The 26,740-nt window shown below is 69.8% G+C and carries 18 protein-coding genes; 5 read left to right on the top strand and 13 right to left on the bottom strand.

Annotated features, from left to right (window positions below; genetic code table 11):
• The first annotated feature begins 8 nt into the window (after positions 1–8).
• The 4 genes from ACYVK5_RS12630 to ACYVK5_RS12615 all read left to right on the top strand — a co-directional run bounded on the left by ACYVK5_RS12630 (position 9) and on the right by ACYVK5_RS12615 (position 5,218).
• Entirely contained in the window at positions 9–575 is a 567-nt protein-coding gene (locus ACYVK5_RS12630) for a Jag family protein (protein WP_460705419.1), read from the top strand.
• Between the two features lie 147 nt (positions 576–722).
• On the top strand, positions 723–1,397 hold the full coding sequence (gene rsmG / locus ACYVK5_RS12625) for a 16S rRNA (guanine(527)-N(7))-methyltransferase RsmG (RefSeq protein ID WP_460705417.1): 675 nt from the start codon (positions 723–725) through the stop codon (positions 1,395–1,397).
• Between the two features lie 142 nt (positions 1,398–1,539).
• Positions 1,540–3,849, top strand: a complete 2,310-nt coding sequence (locus ACYVK5_RS12620) for a ParA family protein (RefSeq protein ID WP_460705415.1) — start codon at positions 1,540–1,542, stop codon at positions 3,847–3,849.
• Positions 3,850–3,919: 70 nt separating this feature from the next.
• Positions 3,920–5,218 (top strand): ParB/RepB/Spo0J family partition protein, encoded by a 1,299-nt coding sequence (locus tag ACYVK5_RS12615; protein ID WP_460705413.1) that lies wholly within the window; start codon positions 3,920–3,922, stop codon positions 5,216–5,218.
• A gap of 171 nt (positions 5,219–5,389) precedes the next feature.
• On the opposite strand, the gene trxA is transcribed toward ACYVK5_RS12615, so the two are convergent.
• From trxA to ACYVK5_RS12585, 6 genes are all read right to left on the bottom strand, one after another.
• Positions 5,390–5,737: a thioredoxin gene (trxA, locus tag ACYVK5_RS12610; protein WP_460705411.1), complete on the bottom strand. Its 348-nt coding sequence runs from the start codon at positions 5,735–5,737 to the stop codon at positions 5,390–5,392.
• Positions 5,738–5,782: 45 nt separating this feature from the next.
• Positions 5,783–6,745 (bottom strand): thioredoxin-disulfide reductase, encoded by a 963-nt coding sequence (trxB, locus tag ACYVK5_RS12605; RefSeq protein ID WP_460705409.1) that lies wholly within the window; start codon positions 6,743–6,745, stop codon positions 5,783–5,785.
• A 260-nt stretch (positions 6,746–7,005) separates the two neighbouring features.
• Positions 7,006–8,892 carry a protein kinase family protein gene (locus tag ACYVK5_RS12600; protein ID WP_460705434.1) on the bottom strand — a complete coding sequence of 629 codons (1,887 nt, stop codon included), beginning with the start codon at positions 8,890–8,892 and terminating at the stop codon, positions 7,006–7,008.
• 155 nt (positions 8,893–9,047) lie between these two features.
• Positions 9,048–10,727, bottom strand: coding sequence for a murein biosynthesis integral membrane protein MurJ (gene murJ / locus ACYVK5_RS12595; RefSeq protein ID WP_460705407.1), 1,680 nt, complete (start codon positions 10,725–10,727; stop codon positions 9,048–9,050).
• A 42-nt stretch (positions 10,728–10,769) separates the two neighbouring features.
• Entirely contained in the window at positions 10,770–13,082 is a 2,313-nt protein-coding gene (locus tag ACYVK5_RS12590) for a DUF6049 family protein (protein ID WP_460705405.1), read from the bottom strand.
• Complete coding sequence (locus ACYVK5_RS12585) at positions 13,079–13,723, bottom strand: NUDIX hydrolase (protein ID WP_460705403.1); 645 nt, start codon at positions 13,721–13,723, stop codon at positions 13,079–13,081. Before ACYVK5_RS12585 ends, ACYVK5_RS12590 begins: the two co-directional genes overlap by 4 nt.
• A gap of 116 nt (positions 13,724–13,839) precedes the next feature.
• Here ACYVK5_RS12585 and ACYVK5_RS12580 point away from each other — a divergent pair, with 116 nt between their 5' ends.
• Positions 13,840–15,297, top strand: a complete 1,458-nt coding sequence (locus ACYVK5_RS12580) for a CCA tRNA nucleotidyltransferase (RefSeq protein ID WP_460705401.1) — start codon at positions 13,840–13,842, stop codon at positions 15,295–15,297.
• 33 nt (positions 15,298–15,330) lie between these two features.
• Here ACYVK5_RS12580 and ACYVK5_RS12575 read toward each other — a convergent pair whose 3' ends face one another.
• From ACYVK5_RS12575 to ACYVK5_RS12545, 7 genes are all read right to left on the bottom strand, one after another.
• A complete protein-coding gene (locus tag ACYVK5_RS12575) occupies positions 15,331–16,281 on the bottom strand; it encodes a ribose-phosphate diphosphokinase (protein WP_460705399.1) in 951 nt (316 codons plus the stop codon).
• A 186-nt stretch (positions 16,282–16,467) separates the two neighbouring features.
• Positions 16,468–17,991: an MDR family MFS transporter gene (locus tag ACYVK5_RS12570; RefSeq protein ID WP_460705397.1), complete on the bottom strand. Its 1,524-nt coding sequence runs from the start codon at positions 17,989–17,991 to the stop codon at positions 16,468–16,470.
• A gap of 238 nt (positions 17,992–18,229) precedes the next feature.
• On the bottom strand, positions 18,230–19,582 hold the full coding sequence (locus ACYVK5_RS12565; protein ID WP_460705395.1) for a M23 family metallopeptidase: 1,353 nt from the start codon (positions 19,580–19,582) through the stop codon (positions 18,230–18,232).
• On the bottom strand, positions 19,549–20,181 hold the full coding sequence (locus tag ACYVK5_RS12560; protein ID WP_460705392.1) for a hypothetical protein: 633 nt from the start codon (positions 20,179–20,181) through the stop codon (positions 19,549–19,551). The genes ACYVK5_RS12565 and ACYVK5_RS12560 overlap by 34 nt, the downstream gene beginning before the upstream one ends.
• Positions 20,181–22,262, bottom strand: coding sequence for a hypothetical protein (locus ACYVK5_RS12555; RefSeq protein ID WP_460705390.1), 2,082 nt, complete (start codon positions 22,260–22,262; stop codon positions 20,181–20,183). The genes ACYVK5_RS12560 and ACYVK5_RS12555 overlap by 1 nt, the downstream gene beginning before the upstream one ends.
• On the bottom strand, positions 22,259–26,098 hold the full coding sequence (locus ACYVK5_RS12550) for an ATP-binding protein (protein WP_460705389.1): 3,840 nt from the start codon (positions 26,096–26,098) through the stop codon (positions 22,259–22,261). The genes ACYVK5_RS12555 and ACYVK5_RS12550 overlap by 4 nt, the downstream gene beginning before the upstream one ends.
• Positions 26,098–26,712: a hypothetical protein gene (locus ACYVK5_RS12545; RefSeq protein WP_460705387.1), complete on the bottom strand. Its 615-nt coding sequence runs from the start codon at positions 26,710–26,712 to the stop codon at positions 26,098–26,100. The genes ACYVK5_RS12550 and ACYVK5_RS12545 overlap by 1 nt, the downstream gene beginning before the upstream one ends.
• Positions 26,713–26,740 lie beyond the last annotated feature (28 nt).

Below are 26,740 nucleotides of genomic sequence, written 5' to 3'. Positions count from 1 at the left end.
GGAGTGCGATGAGCGAGTCCACAGCAGGCGGTTCGGAGACCGGCGACCGTACTGCCCGCCTCGAGGAAGAAGGCGAGATCGCGGCCGACTACCTCGAGGAGCTGCTCGACATCGCCGACCTCGACGGCGACATCGACCTGGACATCCGTTTCGGCAGAGCCGCCGTCGAGGTGCTCTCCGAGGACGGCGGTGACGAGCTGGATCGACTGGTCGGGCGGGACGGCGAGGTGCTGGACGCGCTCCAGGAGCTGACCCGGCTCGCGGTGCAGGTGAAGACCGGCGAGCGCTCTCGGCTCATGCTCGATGTCGCGGGCTTCCGTGCGGCGCGGCGTGCCGAGCTGACGAAGCTCGGAGAGTCGGCGGTCGCCGAAGTGCGGGAGACCGGGCAGCGGGTGGCGCTGGAACCGCTGAACGCGTTCGAGCGGAAGGTCGTGCACGACGTCGTCGCCGAGGCCGGGCTGGTCAGTGATTCCGAGGGCGAGGAGCCGCGCCGGTACGTGGTGATCCACCCCGCGACGGAGCACGCGGAGTCGACTGCCGACGTGCCGGCCGAGACAGCCGGCGTGGCGGAGTAGGGCGGAGCCCGGCGGGCGTGCCGGGCGACGAGACGGCCGAGGGCCGGTGCGTACCACGCACCGGCCCTCGGCCGTCTCGGTGGAAAGGTCGGGCTCGGGACGACGGCGATCGCGGGCGGGGACGCGACGCGGGCGAGCGGTCGAGTGATGGAGACTGAGAGCGTGGAGAACATGGACGATCAGGTACTGGACGCAGAGACTCTCGGCAGCAGCGATGCGGTGCGGGAGTACTTCGGGGACCGGTACGAGACGATGCGCGGGTACGCACGGATGCTCACGGACCAGGGCGAGCTGCGCGGGCTGATCGGGCCGCGTGAAGTGCCACGGTTGTGGGAACGGCATATCTTGAACTCGGCCGCGGTGGTTCCGTACCTCGCCAAGGCTCGTTCGATGGCGGACGTCGGGTCGGGGGCCGGCCTGCCGGGAGTGGTGGTCGCGATCATGCGGCCGGATGCCGAGGTGTTCCTGGTGGAGCCGATGGAACGACGTACCGCGTGGCTCACGGAGGTGGTGGGAGAGCTCGGGCTGTCGAACATCGTGGTGAAACGCGGTCGGGCCGAGGAGTACGAAGGGGCTTTCGAGGTGGACGCGGTGACCTCACGGGCGGTGGGCGCGTTGTCGAAGCTGGTCCGGGTCTCGATGCCGCTGTTGCGAGTAGGCGGGGAGCTGGTTGTGCTGAAGGGGCGGAACGTGCGCGAGGAGTTCGAGGGGGCGCGGAAGGTGCTGCGCAAGTTCGGTGCGGGGGAGCCGGAAGTGCTCCCGGGGGAGACCGTGGACGGCGTGGAAGCGACGACCGTGGTCCGGATCGAGCGGCGGAAGTAGTCGTACGGTTTCACGTGAAACAGGGCTGGCGGCGACGAGGCTCGACCGTTTCACGTGAAACGCGCCCCGGGGCGTTATCGGCCTTCGCTGGTATCGGCGTTTCGGAGGTGCGGGCGCGGCGGACCTGCTTAGCGTGAGCGATGTGCTCTCACTCTGGGGATGGTTGAAGCGGCGGTTCGGTCGGCGCGATGTCGAACCGGCCTCTGCGGCGAAGGGCGCAGGCCGGCTGGTTGCACGTTCCGCCGGACCGGATGCAAAGGCTGTTGCCGAGCGATCCGGAGTCGAGGGCGATCGTGAGGTCGCCGGAGCAGGTCAGACCGAGACAGGGGGGAACGGTGATTCGACGGTGCCAGGAAGCGTGATGCCGGCGGAGGATGTGGGGTTGTCGGAGGGTCGTGACTCGTCGGTTGACGAGGAGTCGTCGGTGGACGAAGAGCCGCTAGTGGACGGGGAGTCATCAGGGGGCGCGGAGCGATCGACGGACCCGGAGCGATCGGCAAGCCCGGAGCGAGCAATGGGCGCTTCGGTCGAGGGTCTGGGGGATGTGCGAACGGCGGCAGATGAGGCCTCTGTCGGCGCTCGGAGCATGGATCTGTCCGTCCCGCGAGATGTTTCACGTGAAACTGTCGAGGACCGGGATCGGCCGGGTGCAGGGCCTGAAGCGTCGGAGGCGGCTGCCGAGGGCTCGGTGTCGCAAGCCGCGGCGGACGAGCTCCCGATCGGGCATTTTGCCTTCGAAGCGGAGGTGTCTGGCGCGGACGACAGGGCAGTCCAGGCGGAGGTGTCTGGCACGGAAGGCGCGGCGCCGGCGGGTGATACGAGGCCAGCGTGCGACGCCGGCGAAGTCTCGGCGGATCTGCCTCCGGGCAGGCTTCCGGGATCGGCTGGACTCGCGGCGTTCTCATCGGTCGCTGTGAAAGCCGCGGCCGCTACGGAGGCGGGGGAACTGCTCGTGGCGGCTACCCCGGCGCTGCTGACGGTGAAGACCGTGTTGGCCGACGCCGACGCCGATGTCGACGCTGAAGCTGAAGCTGAAGCTGAAGCCGACGCCGACGCCGACGCCGACGCCGACAGCGAAGCCGACAGCGAAGCCGACAGCGACATCAACGCCGACGCTGGCGCGAGATCGGCCACCGGGGATCCAGGCGATCTGGAACCGGAGTCGACCGGCGTGGCGCCCGATCCCACCAACAGGGTGAACATGGCGGCTGCCCTCGAGGCGGCTGCGGGCGTGACGACGGTGCGGTTTCACCCTGACGAACTTCACGGGCGTGAACCCGGTGGTGAGCCTGCCCGGACTTCAGGCGATGTTGTGGAAAGTTCAGGCGAGTCCGGCCACGGCGACACGTCTACGGATTACAGTGTCAGCGTGACCGATCCGATCTTTGTGCAAGGGCTCCATGCCCCGGGCGTTTCACGTGAAACGTCCGGCGGTGGTGTGCCCTCGAAACCAGAGTCCACGGATGGCGGGTACGACGGCGACGATGAGCGCCGAGAGGCTCTGATCGCGTCGGTTCCCGCCGTCGACGAATCCACCCCCCTGGCGGCGCAGCTGGCGATCGATGCGCGGCGTCGCATCGAACTGCAAGGTCGCACCTTCCCTCGTCCGTCGAGGACCCGCGTCATCACGGTGGCGAACCAGAAGGGCGGGGTCGGCAAGACGACGACGACAGTAAACCTCGCGGCCGGCCTGGCGCTGTCCGGGCTGAACGTTCTGGTGATCGACAACGACCCGCAGGGCAACGCGTCGACAGCGCTCGGGATCGAACACCGTGCAGGGACTCCCTCGGTGTACGAGATCCTCGTCGAGGACGAACCGCTCGCCAACACGGTCCAGCAGTGCCCGGACATCGAGAACCTCTGGGGCGTACCGGCGACGATCGACCTGTCGGGCTCCGAGATCGAGCTCGTCTCCCTCGTTTCACGTGAAACGAGGCTGCGAAAGGCGATCGACAGGTACCTCGCCGACAGGGAGGCTGCCGGCGAGCCGCAGATGGACTACGTGCTGGTGGACTGCCCGCCGAGCCTCGGCCTGCTGACGGTCAATGCGTTCGTAGGTGGTCGTGAGGTGTTCATCCCGATCCAGTGCGAGTACTACGCGCTGGAAGGACTGAGCCAGCTGTTGAAGACGATCGACCTGATCCGGTCACACCTGAATCCGGACCTCAGGGTTTCGTCGATCCTGCTGACGATGTACGACGGCCGGACGAACCTCGCCCAGCAGGTCGCGGGAGAGGTTCGGTCGCACTTCCCGTCGGAGACGTTCCGGACGACTATTCCCAGATCGGTCCGGATCTCCGAGGCCCCGAGCTACGGCCAGACGGTCATGACCTACGACGCGACGTCGACCGGTGCCCTCGCGTACCTTGAAGCGGCACGCGAGCTCGCCGAGCGTGGCCAGGGTGCGTCGAGCCCACGCCGGCCGGTGCCGATGCAGGAGATGCGGCCCTGAACGGAGCGGAGCACGAGCGACCCGAGCACGGCGCGGGTCGTGGCACGGCGGAGAAGAACGAGGAGAAGCGATGAGCGCGAAGAGGCGAGGTCTCGGCCGAGGTCTCGGTGCCCTGATCCCGACGGGTCCCGAAGAGGAGGAAGGCGCGCTGGGTGCAGCCACGGCCGTCGCGACGCTGCCGGCAGGTGACGGCCCCGCTAGTGACGCGATGCCGGCCTCCGGCGAGGCGGACACGGGTGTCGGGCTGACGGAGGGCACGGGGGGCAGGGCGACGACGCCGGATGGGTCCTCGGGGTCCGTTCCTGCGACGTCGGCGGCGCAGGGTGCTGCGGTGGAAACCAGGAGCCGTGGCATCGGCCGCCACAGCACCGAGAACTGGGACACGGCGATCGCGAGTGGGCGTCTCTCGGTGTCGGGAGAGGGGGCGTCCGGCGAGACGGCCCTCGACTCGACCTTCTTCGGGAACGGCGACTCGTATGTTTCACGTGGAACCGAGGCGGAGTTGGTCCCTGTCCCCGGCGCCCGCTTCGCCGAGCTGGACCCCGCCGCCATCCGCCCGAATTCCCGGCAGCCGCGCACCGTCTTCGACGACGGCGAACTCGACGAGCTGGTCGACTCGATCAGGGAGATCGGTGTCCTGCAGCCGATCGTCGTCCGGCCGGACAGGGAGGACCCGGGTAAGTACGAGCTCATCATGGGTGAGCGCCGGTGGCGTGCCACGCAGGCCGCGGGCCTCGACGCGATCCCGGCGATCGTTCGCGACACCGAGGATGGCGACATGCTCCGGGACGCGCTCCTGGAGAACCTGCATCGTGCGGCGCTGAACCCCTTGGAGGAGGCCGCCGCCTATCGGCAGTTGCTCGACGACTTCGGCTGCACCCACGAGCAACTCGCCGCGAGGATCGCACGCAGCCGGCCGCAGATCTCGAACACGCTCCGCCTGCTCCGCCTTCCGCCGCTGGTGCAGCGCCGGGTCGCGGCCGGCGTGCTCAGCGCGGGCCACGCTCGTGCGCTGCTCGGGCTCACCGATGGCGCGGAGATCGAGCGCGTCGCTCAGCGCATCGTCTCGGAAGGCCTGTCGGTCCGTGCGACCGAAGAACTCGTCATGATGGCCGACGGCTCCGAGAAGGGGAGCAAGGCCCGGAAGGCGCCGAGGGCCGGGGCTCGCACGGAGGCGATGGACGAACTCGCCACGCGGCTCTCCGACCGTTTCGAGACGCGCGTGAAGGTTGCACTCGGGAAGAACAAGGGGCGCATGACGATCGAGTTCTCGGACGTCAGTGACCTGAACCGCATTCTGGGAGTGCTGTCCCCGGAGGACCCCGGTCTGCTGAAGAGCGCCGACTCGGACGACTCTGCCCGGGAGTAGGTTCGCGCGAGACCGCTGACGTCCCGCACCGACGGGCTCCACGCCGGCGGGCTCAGCGCCCGCCCAGCCGCTTCGTGCCAGAGAGAAGGCCCGGGTTCCGATCCAAGGATCGGAACCCGGGCCTTCTGCCGTGCGGAACGCGCCGCGTCGATCAGACGAAGCCGCGTCGGATCAGACCGAACCGTCGGCGGCGCTGGACGCGAGGACGCTCTCGATCTCCTCGGTCAGCGCACGCTTCGGGCGTGCGCCGACGATCGACTTCACGACCTTGCCGCCCTGGTACACGTTGAGCGTCGGGATGGACACGACGTTGTAGGCCATCGCCGTGGCCTGGTTCTCGTCGGTGTCGAGCTTCACGATCTTGATCTTCCCGCCGTACTCCTCGGACAGCTCCTCCAGGATGGGCGCGACCATGCGGCACGGTCCGCACCACGTGGCCCAGAAGTCCACGAGGACGGGGACGTCGGACTCGAGGACCTCACTCTTGAAGGTGTTGTCGGTGACCTTGACGGTGCTCATGGTCTTCTCCTCAGATGATTGGATCTTGCGGATCTGGAGGGCCGTTCAGGCGGCCGAGTTGGCGATGTGGTTCAGCGTGTCGAGGTAATCCTGTGCGTCGAGTGCGGCCGCGCAACCAGAGCCAGCCGCGGTGATGGCCTGCCGGTAGATGTGGTCCACGGCATCGCCGCTCGCGAACACGCCGGGCAGGTTCGTGCGCGTGGACCGGCCCTCGGCGACGATGTACCCGCTCTCGTCGAGCTCGACCTGGCCCTTGACGAGGTCCGTACGGGGCTCGTGACCGATCGCGACGAACACCCCCGTCGCGTCGAGCTCACGCTGCTCGCCGGTCACGGTGTCGCGCAGCGTCACCGACGCCACCTTGTCCTCACCGCTGATCCCGATGACCTCGCTGTTCCAGGCGAATTCGATCTTCGGGTCGTTCAGCGCTCGGTCCGCCATGATCTTCGAGGCGCGCAACTCGTCGCGCCGGTGCACCACGGTGACCTTCGATGCGAAGCGGGTGAGGAACGTGGCTTCCTCCATGGCGGAGTCTCCGCCGCCGACGACGACGATGTGCTGGTCGCGGAAGAAGAAGCCGTCACACGTCGCGCACCAGGAGACGCCTCGTCCGGAGAGGCGCTTCTCGTCCGGCAGGCCGAGCTCACGGTACGCGGAGCCGGTCGCGAGGATGACGGTGCGCGCACGATACACATCGCCGAGGCCCGTGGTCAGGACCTTGGCGTCCTCGGACAGTTCGGCCTGTTCGACGTCGTCCCAGATCACCTGGGCGCCGAAGCGCTCGGCCTGCGCGCGCATCTTGTCCATGAGATCGGGCCCCATGACGGCCTCGGGGAATCCGGGAAAGTTCTCGACGTCGGTGGTGTTCATGAGCGCACCGCCCGCTGTCACGGAGCCGGCGAGTACGACGGGCGCCAGGCCCGCACGCGCGGCATAGACAGCGGCGGTGTAGCCGGCGGGGCCGGACCCGATGATCACCACATCGTGGATGGTCTGCTCTTCGGTCAACGTCTTCTCCTCGAGTCTCGCCCGGGTCAACACAGATGGGGCTTCCAGTGTTCCAGCCGACGGCGGGATCCGGGCTCCTGGGCGCGTGAAGCGCGGCACACCCGACTATATCGAAGTCTGTCAATACAGCGACGTCGTGGTGAGCCCGCCTCCGGAGTGCCCGACGTCCCCCTTGCGAGCGGCGACCGAGAGCGCCGGATACGGTGAAGGGCCGCCCCTTCGAGGACGACCCTTCACCTGACAGCTGGAGACGTGGCGGGTCAGCTCAGCGTGACCTCGTTCAGCTCGATCCGGTACTTGAGGTCGGGAAGATCAGGCAGCGGCTCCGATTCCGGCAGCGCCGTGAACCAGATGACGAACGACTCACCCACGACGGGCTCGTCCAGAGTGAACGTCGTGTTCGCCGAGACCGGACCCTCGGCGACCACCTGGCCGCCGGCAGGGTCGTCGGGCGTGGTCGCGCGAATCTGGACGTTGCCGCCCTCGCTGTTCGTGGACAGCTCGATCGTCGACACGGCGGCGGCTTCCTGCAGCGTGAGGGCTACGCCGGTGCCGGTCTTGAACCCGCCGAAGTCCGGTGAGGCGAACGTACGGGTGTACCAGAACGTCGTCGGGTCGCCGTCGGACACCCGCGAGGCGGTCTCCGGGTAGTCGGCGTCGTCGCCCTCCACCGGCGCGCCGCCGGTAGCGACGAGCGTGGAGCCGGTGATGACCGGCCGGGCCTCGGTCTCAGGCGCCTGGTCCTCCTCACCCTCGCCCGAGTCTGCACCCTGGCCGCCCTCGGCTCCGTCCTCGGTGCTCTCGGTCCCGTCCTCCGCCCCGACCCCGACGGGCGTGGTCGGGTCCGACGGGGCCATGATCGCCATGACCGCCCAGATCAGGCCTGCGATCACCGCCACACCGACGACGCCGAGCACGATCGGCGTGGGGTTCACGCCGCCCCGCTTCGGGGCGGGCTGCGTCTGGAATCCCTGGTTCTGGTCGTAGTACTGCTGCTCGTAGCCCGGCGGAGCCTGGGCCGCCTGAGGCTGCGCCGCGTACTGCGCCTCGTACGCCTGCGGATACTGCTGGTCGTAGACCGGTTGCGGGGCGTACTGCTGCGGAGCGTACTGCGGCGGCTGTTGATAACCGGTCTGCTGAGCGGTCTGCTGCTGGGGCTGGTAGCCCGGTGGAGGCGGCGGTACCGGCGCGTGAGATGGCGGGTACCCCTGGGGAACTCCCTCGGGCGGGACGGATGACATTGCTGAGGCCTCCTCGGCTCTGGCGATCCGGCCGGTCACGACCGGCCTCCGGACCGGCGGCGCTGGGGGCGTCTGCCGCTCGGTCGATTCGGGTTCTTGCTGGACGAACGCGGGCAGGGACGCCAGCACCGACAGCCCGCCCCACGGCTCGAGCGCCGCGACGACATCGTCCGGAGTCCGGGACTCGTTCCCCTCTGCGGAAGGGTCGAATGCGCGGCTGATCAGGGTGTCGATCGACGGGTCCACGTGCGGCACGAGCGTCGACAGGCGGACCAGCGCGCCGTCCTCGTCCCGGCGTGCGGGGAGTGGGATCACGGTGTCCTTCGTGATCCAGTCGGCGTCGAGCTCGATGCCGGGCCAGCGTGCCGTCATGGCGTAGTAGAGCAGTGCGAGCGCGCCCTGCGCGTCACCGGCCGCGGGCGTCTGGTTGAGGGTTTCCCCACTGGCGAGACCGCCGTCGAGGCCGAGACCGGTCACGACCACCCGGTCGTGTTCGATACGGATCGCCTCGGGCCGCAACACGGTGTGATGCACGCCTCGGGCACTCGCGACGGCGAGCGCGGATGCGACCTCGCCGGCGATCGCGCGGGCTTGCTGCTCGTCGACCAGGCCCCGGGAGACGATCTCGGTGAGCGTCTGACCCGGGTAGGGTTCCGTCACGACGTAGGATCCGACGACCGCGGTACCGACGTCCAGCACACGGCTGATCCGCGGTTCCGCCACCAGGGCGGCGCGGCGTGCCGAGTCCAGGGCATCGGCGGCCCACGGGCCGCTCACGAGGTGCAGTCGAACCTGGCGGCCGAGTACCTGATCGTGCGCCTCCCATGCGACGGCCGCCGCGAGGTCGGTCCGGAGCTCGGAGCCCAGGCGGTAGCGGTCGACAAGAACATCGCCGGGTCCGGGCATGCTCACTCTTGCCTCCCTCGCTGCTCAGACGGCCGTCGACGACGGCGGATTCGTTGCCCGCCATGCTACGCGGCGACGGGCGGCAATCCGCCGATTCGGCAAGGTTCGTCCACAGCCTGTGCACGACGACGTACGGTCGCCGTCGTGCAGGTCCGTCAACGACCGAGGCGGCGGCGGAGCGGCACCAGGAGGGTGTCCAGCTCGCGCACCCGGAAAAGCTTCAGCAACGCGACGTACACGACCAGCATCGCCAGGCCGCAGACGGCGCTGATCCACAGGCCGCTGAGGAACGTGGCGCCCACTCCGCTCTCGAAGTCGAGCGCGTCGAACCCACCGATCCACTGGTACAGCGCCCAGCCGGCCCAGGCGGCGATGAGGCCGGCGAGGAGCGCCGAGGAATGCAGCAGCAGGACACGTCGGCCGTCCATCCGGCCGTCGAGCATCCTGCGCAGGCCCCGCGTCCGAAGCACGCAGGTCACCCAGTTGGCGAGTGCGAACGAGGCGCCTGCAGCAGTGACCCAGTGCTCGCGCGGGAGCCAGATCTGAGCGGCGATCAGCCCGAGCACGAGCGCGACGGTTGCCGGGACGGTGATCCAGAAGACGCCGCGACCATCCTCGTAGGCGAAGTAGACCCACTTCATGAGGACCATCGCGCCCAGCGGGATCAGCCCGAGGGACAGCGCCACGAGAACCGGTGCGATCGCCGCCGTGCCCTCCGCTCCCGCCGTGGGCACGATCAGCGCCGTGAGGGGAGCCGCGAGCACGGCGAACGCCCCGGTGGCGAAGATCGTGAAGACCCCGACCGTCCGCATGCCGAGGGAGAGGTCGGACCGCACCTTGTCGGTCTCGCCGTTCGCGGCGGCCCTGCTCAGGCCGGTGAACAGTGCCGTCGCGATGGAGACCGTGACGAGCGAGTGGGGGAGCAGGTAGATCATCAGCGCCTGCGTGTAGGCGGCGTTACCGGCCGCCGCGTTGGCGAGTTCGCCCGTGACCGCGTTCTCCGCGCCGGCCCCGGACGCGACACGCGTCAGGTACAGCACGCCGAGCTGCTCGAGCACGACGGCGGCGAAGGTCCAGCCGACCACCGACCCGGCCGACCGCAGCCCGATCCCGCGGTACCCGAGACGGAACCGCCAGACGAACCCCGAGCGCATGAGCGGCACGAGGAGCACCAGCGCCTGCGACGCGATGCCGAGAGTGGCGGTGCCGGCGAGCAGCATCGTGCGGGGGGTGTCCCATGAGCCGATCTCGTTGATGCCGCCTTCCGGTGCGCTGCCGTAGATCACCCAGAACAACCCGAAGCCGATGATCGAGATGATGTTGTTCGCCACCGGCGCCCACATGTACGGGCCGAACTGCTCGCGTGCGTTGAGCACCTGCCCGAGCAGGGTGTACAGCCCGTAGAAGAAGAGCTGGGGGATGCACCAGAACGCGAAGATCGTGCCCAGGGCGAGCTGCTCCTCCGTCCAGCGGTCCGTGTAGAGCCACACGATGATCGACGACGCCCCGGTGAGCACGGCGGTCAGCGCGAGGATGCCGACGCCGGCGAGGGTCAGAAGCTTGTCGAGGCGTTCCTGGGCGTTCCTCGCCTGGAACGCCCGGACGATCTGCGGCACCAGGATGGCGTTCAGCATGCCGCCCGCGAGGATGGCGAAGAGGACGTTGGGCAGCTTGTTCGCGACGTCGAACGCGTCGGCGACCAGACCGGTGCTGCCGATGATCGCGACCATCACCATGTTCCGGACGAGCCCGCCCAGCCGGGAGACTGCCGTCCCGGCAGCCATCACCAGCGAACTGCGTCCCAGCCCGCGGCTGCCGGTGGCCTGTGAGGTCATGTGGGGTTCTCTCCCGTCCGCCCGGGGCTTGCCCCCGGGGTGTCATTCCGTCCGCTGCGTGGCGCCCGCCGCCGTCGGCCCGGCCGCGTCCGTGGACCTGGCCGTGGCTTCGATCTCACCGGTCGCCGCCTCGACGTCCTCGACCGTGGCCCGGTTCGGGGAACGCCCGCGCCGTACGGTACGCCAGATTCCTGCCAGGAACAGCAGCCCGACCAGCCCGGCGGCGACCCAGGTGCCGACCTCTTCCCATCCCGCGCGCACCCGCACCTCGAACTCGGTCTCCGGACCCAGCTGATCGCCCGACGGCGCGAGGAGCTCTGCGGTCACCGTGACGTCGCCGGAGCCGATCGCCTCGACGGGGATCGGCAGATCCATCTCCTGGCCCGAGGGAACGGTCCCGCTCACGGGATGCGCCACAGTCAGACGCGGGTTGTCCGGCTGCAGCCTGACCGTCACCGTCACCGCGGTGTCCAGGCGATTCCGCACGCGGATCGGCAGATCGCCGCGGTCCGAGATCAGGTTGATCCCCTCACGGGGAACGAGGGTGACGGCATCGAACAGATCTTGTGTGTAGCTGACTCCCTCGTCGACCGCCACCTGCCGCTGATCGGGGTCGGCACGGTAGGCGACCGACAACGGGCTGACCAGGCGCCACAACGAGTTCCGGCGGAGTTCGTCAGGGTCGTCCGCGATGGAGGAGAAGTTGATCATCCTCGTGCGGCGCTCGTCGATGCGGCTCACCTTTCCGGTGCCGAGCTCCCGCTTCGCCGGCTTCTCGTACGGCAACGGCGTGCGTTCGACCGGGGACGCGTCGGAGGCGACCAGCTGCTTCAGCGGGGCGACCTCGACCCAGGCGGCGTCGGCCAGTGCGGCGAGGATCGTGTCGACGGCGTCGGCGTCGGGGTACCAGGAGCGGCCGAGCGCGACGAGGGCATGCGGCCGGCCGGATGTCGACTGGGCGACGATCGCCGAGGTCTCGGCAAGCATCCGCTGCGCCGAGGCCGCGCCCGTGTGCTCGGGTGTGGTGGGACCTCCGACACCGCTCGAGCCGGAGTCGTCGGCCTCGGCCGACTCGGCCGCACGGAGGGCGGGCGCGAGGTCCGTCCCGTTCGTGAACACCTGGGTCAGTGTGGTGTCGGCGACGACGGTCCGCGCGGTCCCGTTCTTGAGGCCCACATCCGCGCGGCTCTCCGCGACGTCCAGCGTCGTGGGTGCGAAGGTGCCGTTCGCGAGGACCACGTTCGGCCGGTCCGCGTAGGTGGCGGCCGCCACGGTGACACGGTCCGCGACCCCGTCCGCCGGCCATGCGAGGCCTCTCTCCCACGACTCCGGAACCTTCCACGCGTCGATCACCGGCGTGTTGAGGAAGCCGCGCATGCGACCCTGCGAGACGTCGGCGTGAGTGAGCGCGCCGATGTCCGGGTCCCAGGCGGGCAGCGCGAAGGTGCTGGTCGCCTGGGTAGCCGCGAGGAACTCGGAACCCCAGAACCGCAGTTCGTCGTCGTCGGCGGAGCGCGCCAGCCCCATCACGTTCGGATCCACCGCCAGTGAGATCTTGCCCGTCCGCGCGACCTCGAGCATCTGGTCGAGCCGTCCCTCCTCGGCGGCCTCCTGCGCCAGCCGGAGCCGGGCTCCCTCCAGGTCCGCAGGGTCGACGATCCCTGCGGTCACGGGCGCGGCGACCGTGAGCCGCATCGGTACCTGCCCGGCGTGCGCCACGCCGTCGTCGTACATGAGGAACGTCCGCAGGACGCCGACCCGGGCCGACGCGTCGCGGACCTCGACCGACAGCTCGCGAGGACCCCAGCCCTGCAGGGTGTAGGTGGCGGTGGGGAACGTGAGCTGCAGGCTCGTCGACTTCCCCGGGCCGAGCCGGCCCAGGTCGCGCGCGCCAGGACCGCTCGCCGCGACCCGGTCGGCGAGCGACAGGGACTCCCACGCGGACAGCGTCGAGCGCTGCGTGAGCGCGACGGCATTGACGGCAAGCCCGGCGGACAGGCCGTCGAGCGCCTGGTCCGTGGTGTTCGTGACCCGGACGGTGACCTTCACCTGATCGCCCGGGCGGGCCACCGTGGGGGAGAGGGACTCGAGCTCGACGGAGACAGGGTCGGTGACTTCGTCATCCTGATGGCCGACGACGGCGGACGTGGTGCCTCGGGAGAAGGACGTGGCCATGGTCCTCGGGGCGACGGCCGCCGTCGTTCCGCCGGCCGAGCCCGCCGCGACCGGTTCGGCCGTGGCGGTGCCGGACGCGATGCTCACGGGCACGAAGCCACCCAGGAGCGTGAAGCATGCGGTGAGGACTCCTGCGGTGGTGCGGGCGCGACGCCGTCGGGCACCGTGATGCTGCGTCATGGGAGGTCTGGTGTCTCCAGGTGGGACATGCCGGATCGCAGGGCCGCGAGCAGTTCGGGTGACGAACCCAGGCGCTCGGCGGCGACGGCGGCCAGTCGCTGCTCGTTCGGGTAGGAAAGCTTGTCGGGTAGGTGATTCATGCCGACCCAGATGACGTCCTCGGCCTCACCGTCGGGGTCGTTCTCTACGGTGAGCGAGCCGCCGTCGGCGCGCAGCAGGAAGTGGTGCACCACCTTGTGCACACGGCGGTCCTCACCGGTGAACCAGTAGTCGATGACGCCGAGGTCGACCTGGATCGAGCCACGGATGCCGGTCTCCTCGCGGATCTCACGGATCGCGGCCTCCTCCGGGGTCTCCTGACCCTCGAGGTGTCCCTTCGGGAGGCACCACTCGATCCGGCCACTGCGGTTGCGGCGCAGGAGCACGGCGGCATCGAACCCGGTGGGGGTCGACGTGAAGCCCGGGGTCGGCCGGAGGACGAGCCCGCCGGCGGACGTCTCGTCCACGACCGGAAGGTGTGCGGCAGCGGCCGGTGCCGTGGCGATACGCGATGGATCCACCCGAAGCGGCGCCCCGCCGGGGGGCGTGGGCACGTCGGGGCGACCGAGGGGTCGGTCGCCGGCCGGCGCTGGGGTGGACATGCCCCAACACTACCGACTGCGTGGACCGTTCCCGATCACCACGCACCGTGGCCGCCGCGGTCCGGAATCTCCGCGGGATGCGTGCCGGTGCGGCGGGTCTGGGAGAATCGGTGCTCGTGTCGACCCCTTCTGGTGCCAAGCCCGAGCTGGACCTCCTGCGCCGCGCGCTCGGCGTGCTGACCGAGATGGCCCCGGCCGCGATCGATCTCGGAGACGTGTTCCGTGCCGCGGGACATGAGCTCTCGCTGGTCGGCGGTCCGGTGCGGGACGCGTTCCTCGGCCGCGCGAGCAACGACCTCGACTTCGCGACGTCCGCGATGCCGGACGAGACGCAACGCCTCCTCGCGGCCTGGGGCGACGCGCACTGGGACATCGGCAAGGAGTTCGGCACCATCGGCGCGCGGAAGGGCGATGTCGTCGTCGAGGTCACCACCTACCGGACGGACCGCTACGACCCGGAGTCGCGGAAGCCGCTCGTCGAGTTCGGCAGATCGCTCGACGGCGACCTCTCGAGGCGCGACTTCACGGTGAACGCGATGGCGGTGCGGCTGCCGGAACTCACCTTCGTCGATCCGTTCGACGGGCTCACCGATCTGGCGCGCAAGGTGCTCCGCACGCCGATCGCACCGGAACGGTCGTTCGACGACGACCCGCTGCGGATGATGCGGGCGGCGCGGTTCGCCGCCCAGCTGTCGTTTCACGTGGAACATGGGACGCTCGCCGCGCTGGTCGCGATGGCCGCGCGGATCGAGATCGTGTCGGCCGAGCGCGTGCAGGCGGAGCTGAGCAAGCTCGTGATGTCGCCGAACCCGCGCGCCGGGTTCGAGGTGCTCGTCGACACCGGGCTCGCCGACCACGTGGTGCCCGAGCTGCCCGCCCTGCAGCTCGAGATCGACGAGCACCACCGGCACAAGGATGTGTACGAGCACTCCCTGATCGTGCTGGACCAGGCGATCGCCCTCGAGACCGGCCCGGACGGATCGGTGCCGGCGCCGGACCTGGTCCTGCGGCTCGCAGCCCTGCTGCACGACATCGGCAAGCCCGCCACCCGCAAGTTCGAGCCGGGAGGGGGAGTGTCGTTCCACCACCACGAGGTGGTCGGCGCGAAGATGGTGTCGAAGCGGCTGCGCGCCCTGAAGTACGAGAAGCAGGTGGTGAAGGACGTCGCGCGCCTCGTCGAGCTGCATCTCCGGTTCCACGGGTACGGCGACGGGGAGTGGACCGACTCGGCCGTACGCCGGTACGTGACCGACGCCGGCCCCCTGCTCGAGCGCCTGCACCGGCTGACCCGCGCCGACTGCACCACCCGCAACCGACGCAAGGCAAAGCGGCTGTCCGACGCGTACACGCACCTCGAGAAGCGGATCGAAGCCCTCCGGGAACAGGAGGAGATCGACTCGATCCGGCCCGACCTCGACGGGAACCGGATCATGGAGATCCTCGGCATCGGTCCCGGCCGCGAGGTAGGGCAGGCGTACCAGCACCTGCTGGGACTCCGGATGGAGCGGGGGCCGCTGGGCGAGGCCGTCGCAACCGAGGAACTCAAGAAGTGGTGGGCCGACCGGGAGTCCTGACAGCTGCTGGGTGCGGACGCGGAGGAAGCCGGTTCAGACGTGCGTCGGGTCGAACAGGGCGCTGACCGACTCGCCGGAATGAATGCGGCGCACCGCCTCCGCGAAGGCCGAGGCGACGCTGATGACCGTGAGCTTGTCATGGGCCACGAGCTCGGTGGACGGAACCGTGTCCGTCGTGACGATCTCGACGACATCCGGATCGGCCGCGATCCGGTACAGGGCATCGCCGGCGAAGATGCCGTGCGTGCAGGCGATACGCACCGATCGGGCACCATGCTCGCGGAGCAGATCGAGGAGCGCGGCGATCGTGCTGCCTCCTGCGACCTCGTCGTCGAGGACGATGATGTCGCGACCGCCGACATCGCCGATCAGCGACGTGATCTCCACACGGTTGTCGTTGAAGCGCTCCTTCGCCGCCGCCGCGACCGGGACACCGAGCATCTTCGCGAAGGCGCTGGCCGGCTTGGCGTTGCCGAGATCGGGAGAGACGACCGTCGTCTTCGACAGGTCGTTCGACGTGAAGTGGGAGGCCAGCTCGCGCAACGCGTTGAGCTGATCCGTCGGGACGCGGAAGAACGCGTGCACCTGCGGCGCGTGCAAGGTCATGGTGAGGATGCGCCCGGCACCCGCCGTCTCCAGCAGATCCGCGACCAGACGTCCGCCGATCGAGATGCGCGGCGCGTCCTTCTTGTCGGACCGCGCGTAGGCGAAGTGCGGCATGACCGCCGTGATCCGTCCCGCTGAGGCGCCCTTCGCGGCATCGATCATGAGCAGCAGCTCCATCAGGTTCTCCTGCGTGGGAGTGATGACGGGCTGCACGAGGAACACGTCGCGCTCGCGGCAGTTCTCCATGAGTTGCGCTTGGAGGCAATCGTTGGCGAAGCGGCTGATCTCCGCAGAGCTCAAGGGCACGCCGAGGTCAGCGCACATCTTCTGAGCGAAGCGCTGACCTGCGGAGCCGGCGAAGACCCGAACTTCGGCCATGGACGCAGTGTAGGCGTGACCGCGACCTCGCGCCTAGGTTGCCGACGGACCTTCGACAGAAAAGCGCGGCGCGGCGCCTGCTCGAGGCTGACACCGCGCCGCGCCGTGCGGGCCGTGGGCGGTCCCGGCGGTCGGAACCCCGCCGTCCGGTGGCCGCATCCGGCCCGCCGTCACCCGTCGGTGGCGTCAGTGACCGGGGCCTTCGACCCGCTTGACGCGGGACGCCAGGAAGATGGCGGTGGCCACGACGATCGCGCCGACGGTGAAGGAGAGCCGCGCGCCACCCGTGAGTGCCTCGGCCTCGGAAGCGCCGCCGTCCTCCAGCGCCGTCGAGCGGATCGTCATCAGCGCGACGAACAGCGCGATCCCCGCGGCCCCGGCGACCTGCTGCACCGTGTTGATCATGGCGGACCCGTGCGAGTAGAGGTGCAGCTCGAGGTCACCCATCGCGGAGCTGAACAGCGGCGTGAAGGTGAAGCTCAGGCCCACCATCAGCACCAGCTGAGCCACGACGATCAGCCACAGCGGCGTCCCTGTGTTGATGGTCGCGAGGATGGCCACCGAGAGCGTGACGCCGGTGAGCCCCGGAACCATGAGCGGGCGCGGGCCGACCCTGTCGTAGAGGCGACCCACCAGCGGCCCCAGGAGACCCATCGCGAGACCACCCGGGAGGACGACGAGCCCCGCCAAGGTCGGCGAGTAGCCCATCGCGTCCTGCAGCACCAGGGGCAGGAGGATCATCGCGCCGAACATCGCGATCATGGAGATGGCCATGATGCCGACCGCGAGCCGGAAGTTCCCCGAGCGGAACGTCCGCAGGTCGAGCAAAGCCGTGTCGGTGCGCTGGCGGGACAGCTGACGCCAGACGAAAGCACCGAGCATCACCAGGCCGACACCCAGCGGTACATAGGGGCTGACGACGGACGCCTCGTTCGCCGACTCCCCGAGCTGCGAGAGCCCCCACACGATGCCGCCGAACGCGAGGAGCGAGAGCAGGATCGACAGCGGGTCGATCGTCTGGGACTCCTTCTCCGCGACATCACGAATCCACAGGATCCCGGCTGCCAGGGCGAGAGCGGCGACCGGGGTGACGACGCCGAACACCGCACGCCATCCGGCAAGGTCGACGACCACGCCGGACATGAACGGGCCCGTGGCTGGCGCCAGAGCGATGACGAGCGTGATGTTTCCCATGACCTTGCCGCGGATCTGCGGCGGCACGATCGTCATGATCGTGGTCATGAGCAGGGGCATCATGATCCCGGTACCCATTGCCTGCACGACGCGCGCGGTGACGAGGATCCCGAAGCTGGGCGCGAACGCTCCCAGCAGGGTCCCCGCGGTGAAGATGGACATCGCCAGGATGTACGCGTTACGGGTGCCGAGCCGGTTGATCAGATATCCGGTGGCGGGGATCACTACGGCCATGGTCAGCATGAATGCCGTGGTGAGCCACTGACCCGTGGTCTCGGTGATGGTCAGGTCCGCCATGATCGCGGGCAGCGCGATCGTCATCGTGGTCTCGTTGAGAATCACGGTGAACGCGGACACCATCAGCAGCGCGATGACGCGGAAATGCTCCGGCGTGAGCTTGGTCGCGGCCCCGGCCTCGGGCGCCTGCGCGACCACCTGGTCCGGGCGGTCCATGGTCCCCGCGCCCTCGGGTACAGCGGAAGTATTGTCGTCGATCGTATCGGTTCGTGCATTCATGTCGGGGTCCCTCTCCGGAGCAAGCTGGGGGCCGAGACCGCGAGCACCCTTGCGCACGACCTACGTCAGTACGACGCCCGTCCATGGTCGGGTATTCCCTCCCGCGGATGCGACCTGTTTATGGAGACGTCTGCCACGGGCAGAAATCATCGGACGCCGTCCAGCGGACCGGCGGGACCTGACGTCAGGACACAGCGGCATGATCCGGCGTATCGTGTCGGCCGCGCCCGGCAGGGCATCAGGGGGCTGCCTGGGCCGGGTCGGCCGCCTCCCCGTCCGTCTCCACCGGCTCGGGCACCTGCGCCGCCGTCCCGAGCGTGACGCCCTGCTGCGCCATGAACGGCTCCGGATCGACGGCCTGGGCATTCATCCGGACCTCGTAGTGCAGGTGGCACCCGGACGACGTGCCCGCCCCGGCCGGGTCGACACGCGAGTCGCCACCCATCGACGCGATCTGCTGCCCTGCCTCGACGACGTCCCCGACGGACACCACGTTCGTTCCGGTCAGCAGATGCCCGTACGTCGTGTCCAGTCCGAGCCCGTGCTCGATCCGGATCGTGTTTCCCGTGCCCCAGCCCGTCCCGCCGGAGAGCACGACCCGGCCGGTGGCCGCCGCGTACACCGGCGTGCCGCAGGCCGCCGCGATGTCCTGTCCCTGATGGAACCGCGAGGCCCCTGCGATGCCGGTGTTCCGGGGTCCGTAGCCGGAAGCCTTCGTCCCCACGGCGGGATTCGCCCACCCGCCGGCGCTCACGGCCGCCTGACTGATCGCCCCGGTCAGGCAGGGCGCCGCCGGCGAGGCGCCCTGGATCGACGCGGACAAGGCCTCCAGATCCTGTTCGTCCGCGCCGCTGACCAGCCGCATGACCTGCAGCGCACGATCCCACTGGCTTGCGTAGTGGTAGGGGTCGGCGTTCCGCTGCGCCTTGTGCGCGGCGATGGTCGGCTCCATCGCCTGCCACCCCTCCACCGCGAGCAGGCGGTCGTAGAAGCGGCCCGACGACCCCACCGGGTCCAGCCGCTCCTCGACGGTCCCGAACCACTTCTGCTCCTGGAACATCCCGATCGACGAGGTCAGCGAACCGTCGGGGTTCCGTACGCCGAAGCGGTCGTCGCCGTAGGTCAGGTTCCGCATCCCCGACTCGCCGAGAGCCGTCATCACGGCGATCGCCTGTGCCTTGGCCGGTACCCCGCGCTCGGCTCCGACCTGGAGGATCACTGTCGCGTTCTGGAGTTGCTCCGCTGTGAACCCGCCGGCGGCGACCTGCCGGCCCCCTCCGTCGGCGGCCACCACGACCGACCCGGAGATCCCGCACCCGGCCCCGCCACTCATGGACTGCTGCCCGCCGATCACTCCTGCGACCAGCACCACCATCCCGATCAGCGCCGCCGGAAGCGCGAGCGTCGCCACCCCCAGCACGGCGAGTACGAGCAGAGCCCGCTTCGTGTGGTCGTCCTTCTTCGGACCCCGACCCGACGCCGCCGCCCGCCTGGCGGCCGCCCTGCCCAGCGCCTTCGCCGCGAGCCGGCCACCCTGCCTGGCCAGCTGCGACCCGCTCACGACGGTGGCCTGATCTGCTCGGCGAGCCACGACGAACCACCGTCGGCCCGGACGAGAATCACGGTGTAGTCGCCCACGTCGGTCGGCACGGTGACCTCCGTGAGGAGCGTCGAGGACTCGTCGACGACCGACGCGGGGCCGGTCACCTGGCGCACCGGCACGTTCCGCGGGTCGACGTCCTCGTACACCACTCGTGCCTGCGGGGTGAGAAGTGGCGAAAGGCCCTCCCACCAGGTGGCGGCGGACTGGTCGACGTCGGAGAACGCCGTCATCGCCGTCGACGCCGCGGTGCGGGCGGCCGACCTGACGTCGTCGTCCCAGGTCGCCTCGACCTGTTCCGTCGGTTCACCGTCGGTGTCGAACTCGGGCTCCTCGACGACCTCGAGGGCGGGGTCGCCGGGATCGACGACGTCGTCGGTCACCGTGTCCGGCGGCGTCCCCGCGCCACCGTCGGCATCGTCCGAGCCCGTCGCTCCGTCACCCCCGCTCCCGTCGCCCTGTTCGACGGCGTTCCCTGCCTGGTTCGTGAACTCGCCGGTCCGGTCGGGATCTTCCTCGCGCGGCCAGCCGATCCACGCCGCCACCACGAGGACGACGGCGGTCAGCGCGACGATCAGTACCCTGCGCATCAGCGGCCCAGATCTCTCAGGTCACGCGAGCTCGGGTAGGAGACGACACCGGGGGGAGTCGTCCCGGGCTGACGCGCGCCGCGCCCGCCCAGCCGCCGCTCGAGGTCGGCCCGGCGCTGGTAGTAGTTCGACATGGCCCGCGCGCCGCTGCGGACCGCGCCGCCGACCTTTCTGGCGCGCCTCACGAAGCCGAGCGTGCGCGCCCCGCCGACCGCCGCGGCCGACGAGCCGCCGGTCGCGGCTGCCGCACCCATCTCCAGGCCCGTGCGGGTGACGGCCCGGGTCGCGTTCGCCATGCGGTCCCGGAGCCTCTCGGACTCGGTGCGCGGCGGGGTCTGGTCGGTGCGCTTGTCGTGCGCGTTCGCGTCCGAACCCGGCCCCTGCGCGCCCACGACGGCGGGGACCTGGTCCCGGTCCTGCTCACGCAGGGTGTTCGCGGCTTCGGACCACTCGCCGGCGGCGCGGCCGCTTCCGCCTGCGGGCTCCCGGACGTCGGCGCCGTCCGCTGGTGCGGACTCGCCGCCGGGCCGATCGGCGGCCGCCGATCCCGCTGCCGCTCCGGCGGCTGCGCCGGCGGCAGCCGCGCCCCCGGCGGCTCCGCCCCCTTGGCGACTCAGGTCCATCTCGGCCGGGTTCGGAGCGGCGGGGGCGCTGTCGCTGCCCCCTGAATCTCCGGATCCGCCGCCGGACGTCGCGGCGTCGCGTCCTGCCGCCGGCGCCGGCCCGAGGCCGATCCCGGCCCAGTCCTTGGCCTTGTTGTAGCGCTCGGTCCACTTGGCCTGGTTGGCCCAGGGCATGGCCTGCGGTTCGCCCACCTGGGACGGGACACCAGCGGCGGCGAGTTTGTCGGCGAGGTTCCGCAGCCCGGCCCGCACGCTCGTGCCCATCAGCACGTAGAACACGGCACCGGCCACGACGAGCGTGTTGAACAGGTACAGGCGTACCAGGAACGGCATGCCGTCGGTGGCGTCGTAGAAGCCGAGCAGCATCTGCATCCACGCGACGAGGAACATCGTGGCCATCGCCACGAGGATGCAGCCCAGCCCGATGCTCGCGAAGGTGCGGAACAACTGGGCGCGGGTGCCACTGGACACCACGCCGACGGGGAGTTGCCACAGCAGCTTGATCGCGGACCAGCCCAGCAGCACGACGGCGAACAGCGTTCCGCCCACGATCACGACGCTCAGCAGCAGGAACACGAAACCGGTGCTCAGCAGGCTGAGCGTGGAGACGACCTTCGGCGCGTCGATCTGCTGGGCGGCGGCGGCGTATCTCTCGTCGCAGTCTCCGATCCGTTCGGCGGCGTCGTCGGTGCCGACGGCGTCGGTGTAGGTGCCCTCGCAGCGGGTGTCGTCGATCATCGAGCCGTAGTTGATGATCTGGTGCGGTGTGCGGATGAGGGTGTCGACCAGCTGGCCCTTGAGGCCGTCCCGGATGACCGCGGTGTCGCGCTCGAACGAGGCCCCCTCGGTCGCGAACCCGGTGGCGATGTCCATGCCGGCATCCCGCGACTGCATGATGATGCCGCGCTCGCTTCCGATGGTGCCCATGGGATTGGCGAGAAAGCCGGTCGCCAGGGCCGCGATGACGCAACCGATGATCAGCTCCATGAACCCACCCGCGTACCGGCCCTTGAGCAGCCAGAACCCGACCACGAAGGCCAGGATGATGAGGGTCAGGCTGAGCAGGCCGATCTGGGAGATCATCGACTGCACGATGAGGCTCAGGCCGGCGAGCGGAGACAGGACGTAGCCGAGCCAGTCCATACCGAGCACCCAGTCCAGGACCCAGACCTGTACCGCGACGATGTCGCGGTACCAGGACCAGAACATGCCGGCGAGCGTGGAGAAGATCTCCGAGTCCACGTTCATCGGGTTCCACGCCGGTCCCGTGTCCCACTGCAGGACGAAACGGTCGGTAGAGACCCCGCTCGTGTCCTCGAGGTGGAGGCCGGAGATGCCGGCCGACCCGGACGATCCGGCGTCGTCGGACTCCTCGGCCGCGCGGAGCGCGGAACCGGTGATGCCCGTCACGGGGAGGCCGGATCTGTGGACGGCGGCGTCGACAAGGGTCCCGATCATGAGTGGATCACCGATCCCGTGGAGCTGGTGGGTGTCGTCTTGACTGTTTCGGCGCGGGTCTCGACGAGCGGCGCCATGACCTTGGCGCGGCCGTAGCGTGCCTGGAAGTCTCGGACGAGGCATTCGCCCCGGCGTTCCTCGGGCACGCCGACGGCGGCGTCCACGACGGGGGCGGTGCCGTCGGTGATCAGCTTGACGAGCTGGGGGTCCACGGGGGCGTCCGAGGGCAGACCGTGCAACCATCGCAGGCCGCGGCGCGCGAGGTTCTCGTCGCGGTGGCGCAGGAGTACCCGGAACGGGATGAGCCCGCGGACCACCTCGTTGCCGAAGTCCTCCTCGGCGTCGTGGCTGCCCAGGAGGAGCGCGGCCTTGTGCTTGCGGCCGTCGCGGACGAACATGCCGATCTCTTCGGCGGCCTCGGGTGACGACATGGTCTTGGCGGCCTCGTCCGCCGCGAAGATGTCGAGCCGAGTGCGATCGGCGAAGCAGCGATAGCGGGCGAGCGCCGCGATCAGTGCGAACGCGGCACGGCCGAAGACCTTCTCCGCTTTCAGCTCGGCGAACAGGTGACCGTGCTCCAGGTCGGCCTTCGAGGGCAACTGCATCTTGTGCGTGTGCAGCACGATCGCCGGAGCCGTGAGGTCGACGGGCGGGACGTCGTCGTCGAACACCGACTTGCCGAAGTCGAGCTCGGAGAAGATCCGCATCTCGTCGGCCAGCATCCGGGCGCCGGGGAGCTCGCACTCGGTCTCGAGGTGCCGGGCCAGCGAGCCGAGCGAGGTGACCCCGTGCCGTGCCATGTAGCCCGGCTGGAGCACCTTGGACAGCAGCACGTTCTGTTCGGACTTGGTCTGCACGCTGAGCAGCACGGTGAGGAACGAGCGCGTGATCCGTGGTGCCTGGGCGGACGGGAGGATGCGCAGGGGGTCGAGGGAACGCTGCGCGTCCTCCGCGATCTCCACGACCTGGGATCCGGGGATCTCCGACACGGCGATACCCCATTCGCCCATGTCGGTGTGGTCGACCGCCATGAGCGTGGCGCCTCGGTCCACGTTGTCCATCGCCACGGACTTCATCGAGACGGAGTTGTGCGTCGGGATCATCGCCTCGCCGGCGAGGAACAGGCTCGATTCCGCCGCCACCCGGATGCACCGGACCGGCACGGGGTCGACCGGACGGATCGCCGTGATGTAGCGGTAGGTGTCCCGTGCCGTGCCGACCGACGCGGTTCGCTCCAGATGGGCCTCGGCCTTGCGCCGGAGCATGAAGACGTCGTCTGTCGTGGTGAACGCCACGGTCCACTTCGGACCGACGTCGCGACCGCTGAGCCGGGCACGGCCCGCACGGAGCACGGCGCGGTGACCGAGCGTCAGGGCGAGTTCCAGAACGTCACGCGCGAGGCGCTCGTCGGTGCTCGTGAACTCGATCGCGCCTTCGGGCGACACGGTTCCGTCGGCATCCATGAGCCCGGCGAGGAGGGATCTGCGCTGGAGGGTCCCGGCACGGAGGTACGCGGCGGGGATGTGCTTGTTCCTGAGTACCCCCAGAGCTCCGAGCCGCCCGGTCAGCGATGAGGCCCCGCGACACGCCTCACACCGGCGACCGGTGCTCGTCGTGGCCGTCGCCGTGCCGCACCGACCGCACGTACGGGGCGCCAGCGGCGCGATGCCTGCCCGGTGCCCGGCCGCGGCGCACACCTTTCCGCAGTAGCGCCGCTGCTCGTACGTCGCCGTGTAGGGCTCGCCGCAGTGGAGGCAGGCGCGCACCTCGGGCATGAACACCTCGTCGGTCTCGTAGGGGAGTCCGACGGCGTAGGCGTGCTCGCCCGTCAGCTTCCTGACCTCGTATCCGCACAGCTCGACGATGGAGAGCACCTCGGGATCCGCCGTGGCGACGTGAGATCTCGACGAACTGCCGTCCCCGAGCCACAGCCCCAGGTAGTAGGGATGCACCGCCAGGTCGACCGGCGGAAGCTCCAGGGGAGCGGCGACCGGGATCGCGTGGTTGAGTTCCTTGCCTGCCATGAGCGAGTCACGAAGCTGGTCCGTCGTCGCGACGGTCCCGTGCTCGAACCAGCCAGGGCCGCTCAGCTCCTGGCCGACGTCGACCAGCTCGGCAGTCGGCTCTCCGCGCTGCTTGCGTACGTGATTGGGCGTGGCCCGGTGATCGCGGGCCTGGCGAGGCACCGTCGTCCAGAGGTGATCGGCATCGGCGACGATCGTCGAACCGTCCGAGAACTCGACCTCGTAGCACGTTCGGTCCTGCATCACCGGCGAGACGCCGACGACGTCGGTGGGTGCCCCGTTCTCGTCGAGCACCCGGTCGCCGGGTGCGAGCTCGCCCATCGTGGTCCATCCACTCGGCGTGGGGATCGGGGTGTCGAGGGCCAGGGCCTTGCCCGCGCCCAGTTCTCCCACGAACCCCATTGCCAGGGCGACGTCAAGCTTGTCCGATGCGCCGCCCAGGTTGACGAAGACCGGGTTCGGTCGCGAGGCGCCGTTGCTGATCTCCAGGGCGAACAGCGAGCCGGAGTTGTCGCCCAGGTCCGTCGTCGCGAACGGGACAGCCGCCGCGAAGGAGCGTGCGGTCGTGATCTGTGAGTACTCCCGCACGGCGCGCGGAGTCGGCATGCCCGGAAGCGTCGCGTCGAACAGGGCCGGTTGCACGGTGGGGTCGTTGCGGAGCTTGAACTGCATGGCCGCGAAGTACTTGGTGAGGTCGCGGGCATCGTCGAGCACCTGCTCCGCGTCCGGGCCGGAGACCGTGAACATGGTGGTGGCGTCGACCTCGACCTCGAGCTCGTCGGCGTCCATCACCGCCTGGTACTCGCCGAGCGCGCGGGCGGTGCTGTCCAGCGAGGACCCGGCGCGTTCCTCCTCGGAGCGCTGGTCGAACTGGTCGTTCAGCGTGCGGACGGCGCGCCGGTTGCGGCCCGTCACCTCCTCACGGGACCGCACGGTCATCCTGATCGCCCAGTCGCAGGGGACGCTCGACTCGTCCACGCGCCCGATCCACTCGCAGCCGGGGTAGACGATGCCGCCGGAGGGCGTGTCGCTCACCACGAGCGTCGACTGGTACGACGCGGGGCCCGGGTTCTCCGGGTCGATGACCTTGATGTAGGGACGCTTGAGGATCTGCATCGGGGTCAGCCGTTTGGTGGTGTCGGTCTGCCCTGCCGGGTCGATGAGCGCTCCCGGAAGCACCGAGGCGCCGGTCAGGTGCAGTTCGGCGTCGAGCGACCCGTGCACCGGTACGTCCATGTCCAGGCCGAGGCCGCGCTGCATGGCATGCCCGAACAGCCACGCCATCTCCGCCACCGATGCCGGCCGGGGGTCGAACGCGGACGGCATCTCCTTCCGCAGGATCTCCGCCTGCGCCGCCCGTTCGCCGATCGCGTGCTTCGACGGCACCGCGCGTGGCAGCATCAGCTGGTCCTTGAAGGCCGACCAGCTCGCCTGCAACGGTTCGAGCACCGCCTTGGCCCCGGGGTTCGGCAGCGGTGCCGCGATCCAGTGGACCCGTCGCCCGATCTCGATGTGCTCCAGGAAGTCGAGGGTTGCGTTGCACTCCGCGGCCCACGCCTCGTGCTCGGCCACGTCCACGCCGTCGACCATCGCCTCCACCACGGAGACCGGGTCCGTCGCCGCGACCAGCCCGAGGTGCAGGGACTCGCCACGCAGCGCGCGGTACAGGGCGGTGTGGTGCCGTCGCGCGGCGTGCTTCCTGTCGTCCGGTTGGTAGGCGTACGGAATGGGCGACACCCGCCAGACGGCCCACACGGTCCCGGAACGGGTCCACATGAGGCCGTCGGTCAGGGCGGAGATGTGGCTGAGCATCAGCCGTCCTTCCTGCGGAGCTTGCCTGCGAGGAGTTCGCCGACGCCGGTCAGCGACGCGGTGTCCCGATCGTCGCCGTGTACCAGGTCGGTCGGGGTGAGTGGCGGCAGCGGCATCTCGCCGGTGCCGGTGGCGACCTCGCGCCGGTCGACGTCGTCCACCGGGACCAGGTCAGCGCCCGTCCAGCCACGCGACCGCGCGAGCCGCGCCGCGCGATCGCCGTCGGGCAGCAACACCATGACGCGGTGGTTGATCCTTCGCGGCCGCGCTACCGCGAGCCGTCCGCCGGACAGCCGACCCGGGCTCGTGGTGAGGTTCAGCGCGTCCATCACCCACGTGGCCGGATTGCGGCCGGTGCTCGGGATCCTGCCGGTGAGCCACACCGCGCCCACCACGATCCCCGCCGCCAGGATCACGTTCATGAACCCACCGAGGTGGGCCCACAGCGACGTCGTCTGCCACAGCACGAGGCCCACGACGAACCCCGCACCGATCTGCGTGATCGTGTAGGGGCCGCCCCAGATCCGGCCCCCGCTCGGCATCTTCCCCACCAGCATGGGAATGCGCCGAGCCCGGGTGTAGAACTTCGCGGTCTCCAGCTCCGGTTCTTCCACCGCGTCCCCCCTTTCTTGCGCGAGAACT

This window comes from Myceligenerans halotolerans (assembly GCF_054782975.1).
The sequence above is the reverse complement of the archived record's forward strand: the minus strand, read 5'-3'. Positions and strand labels throughout refer to the sequence as shown.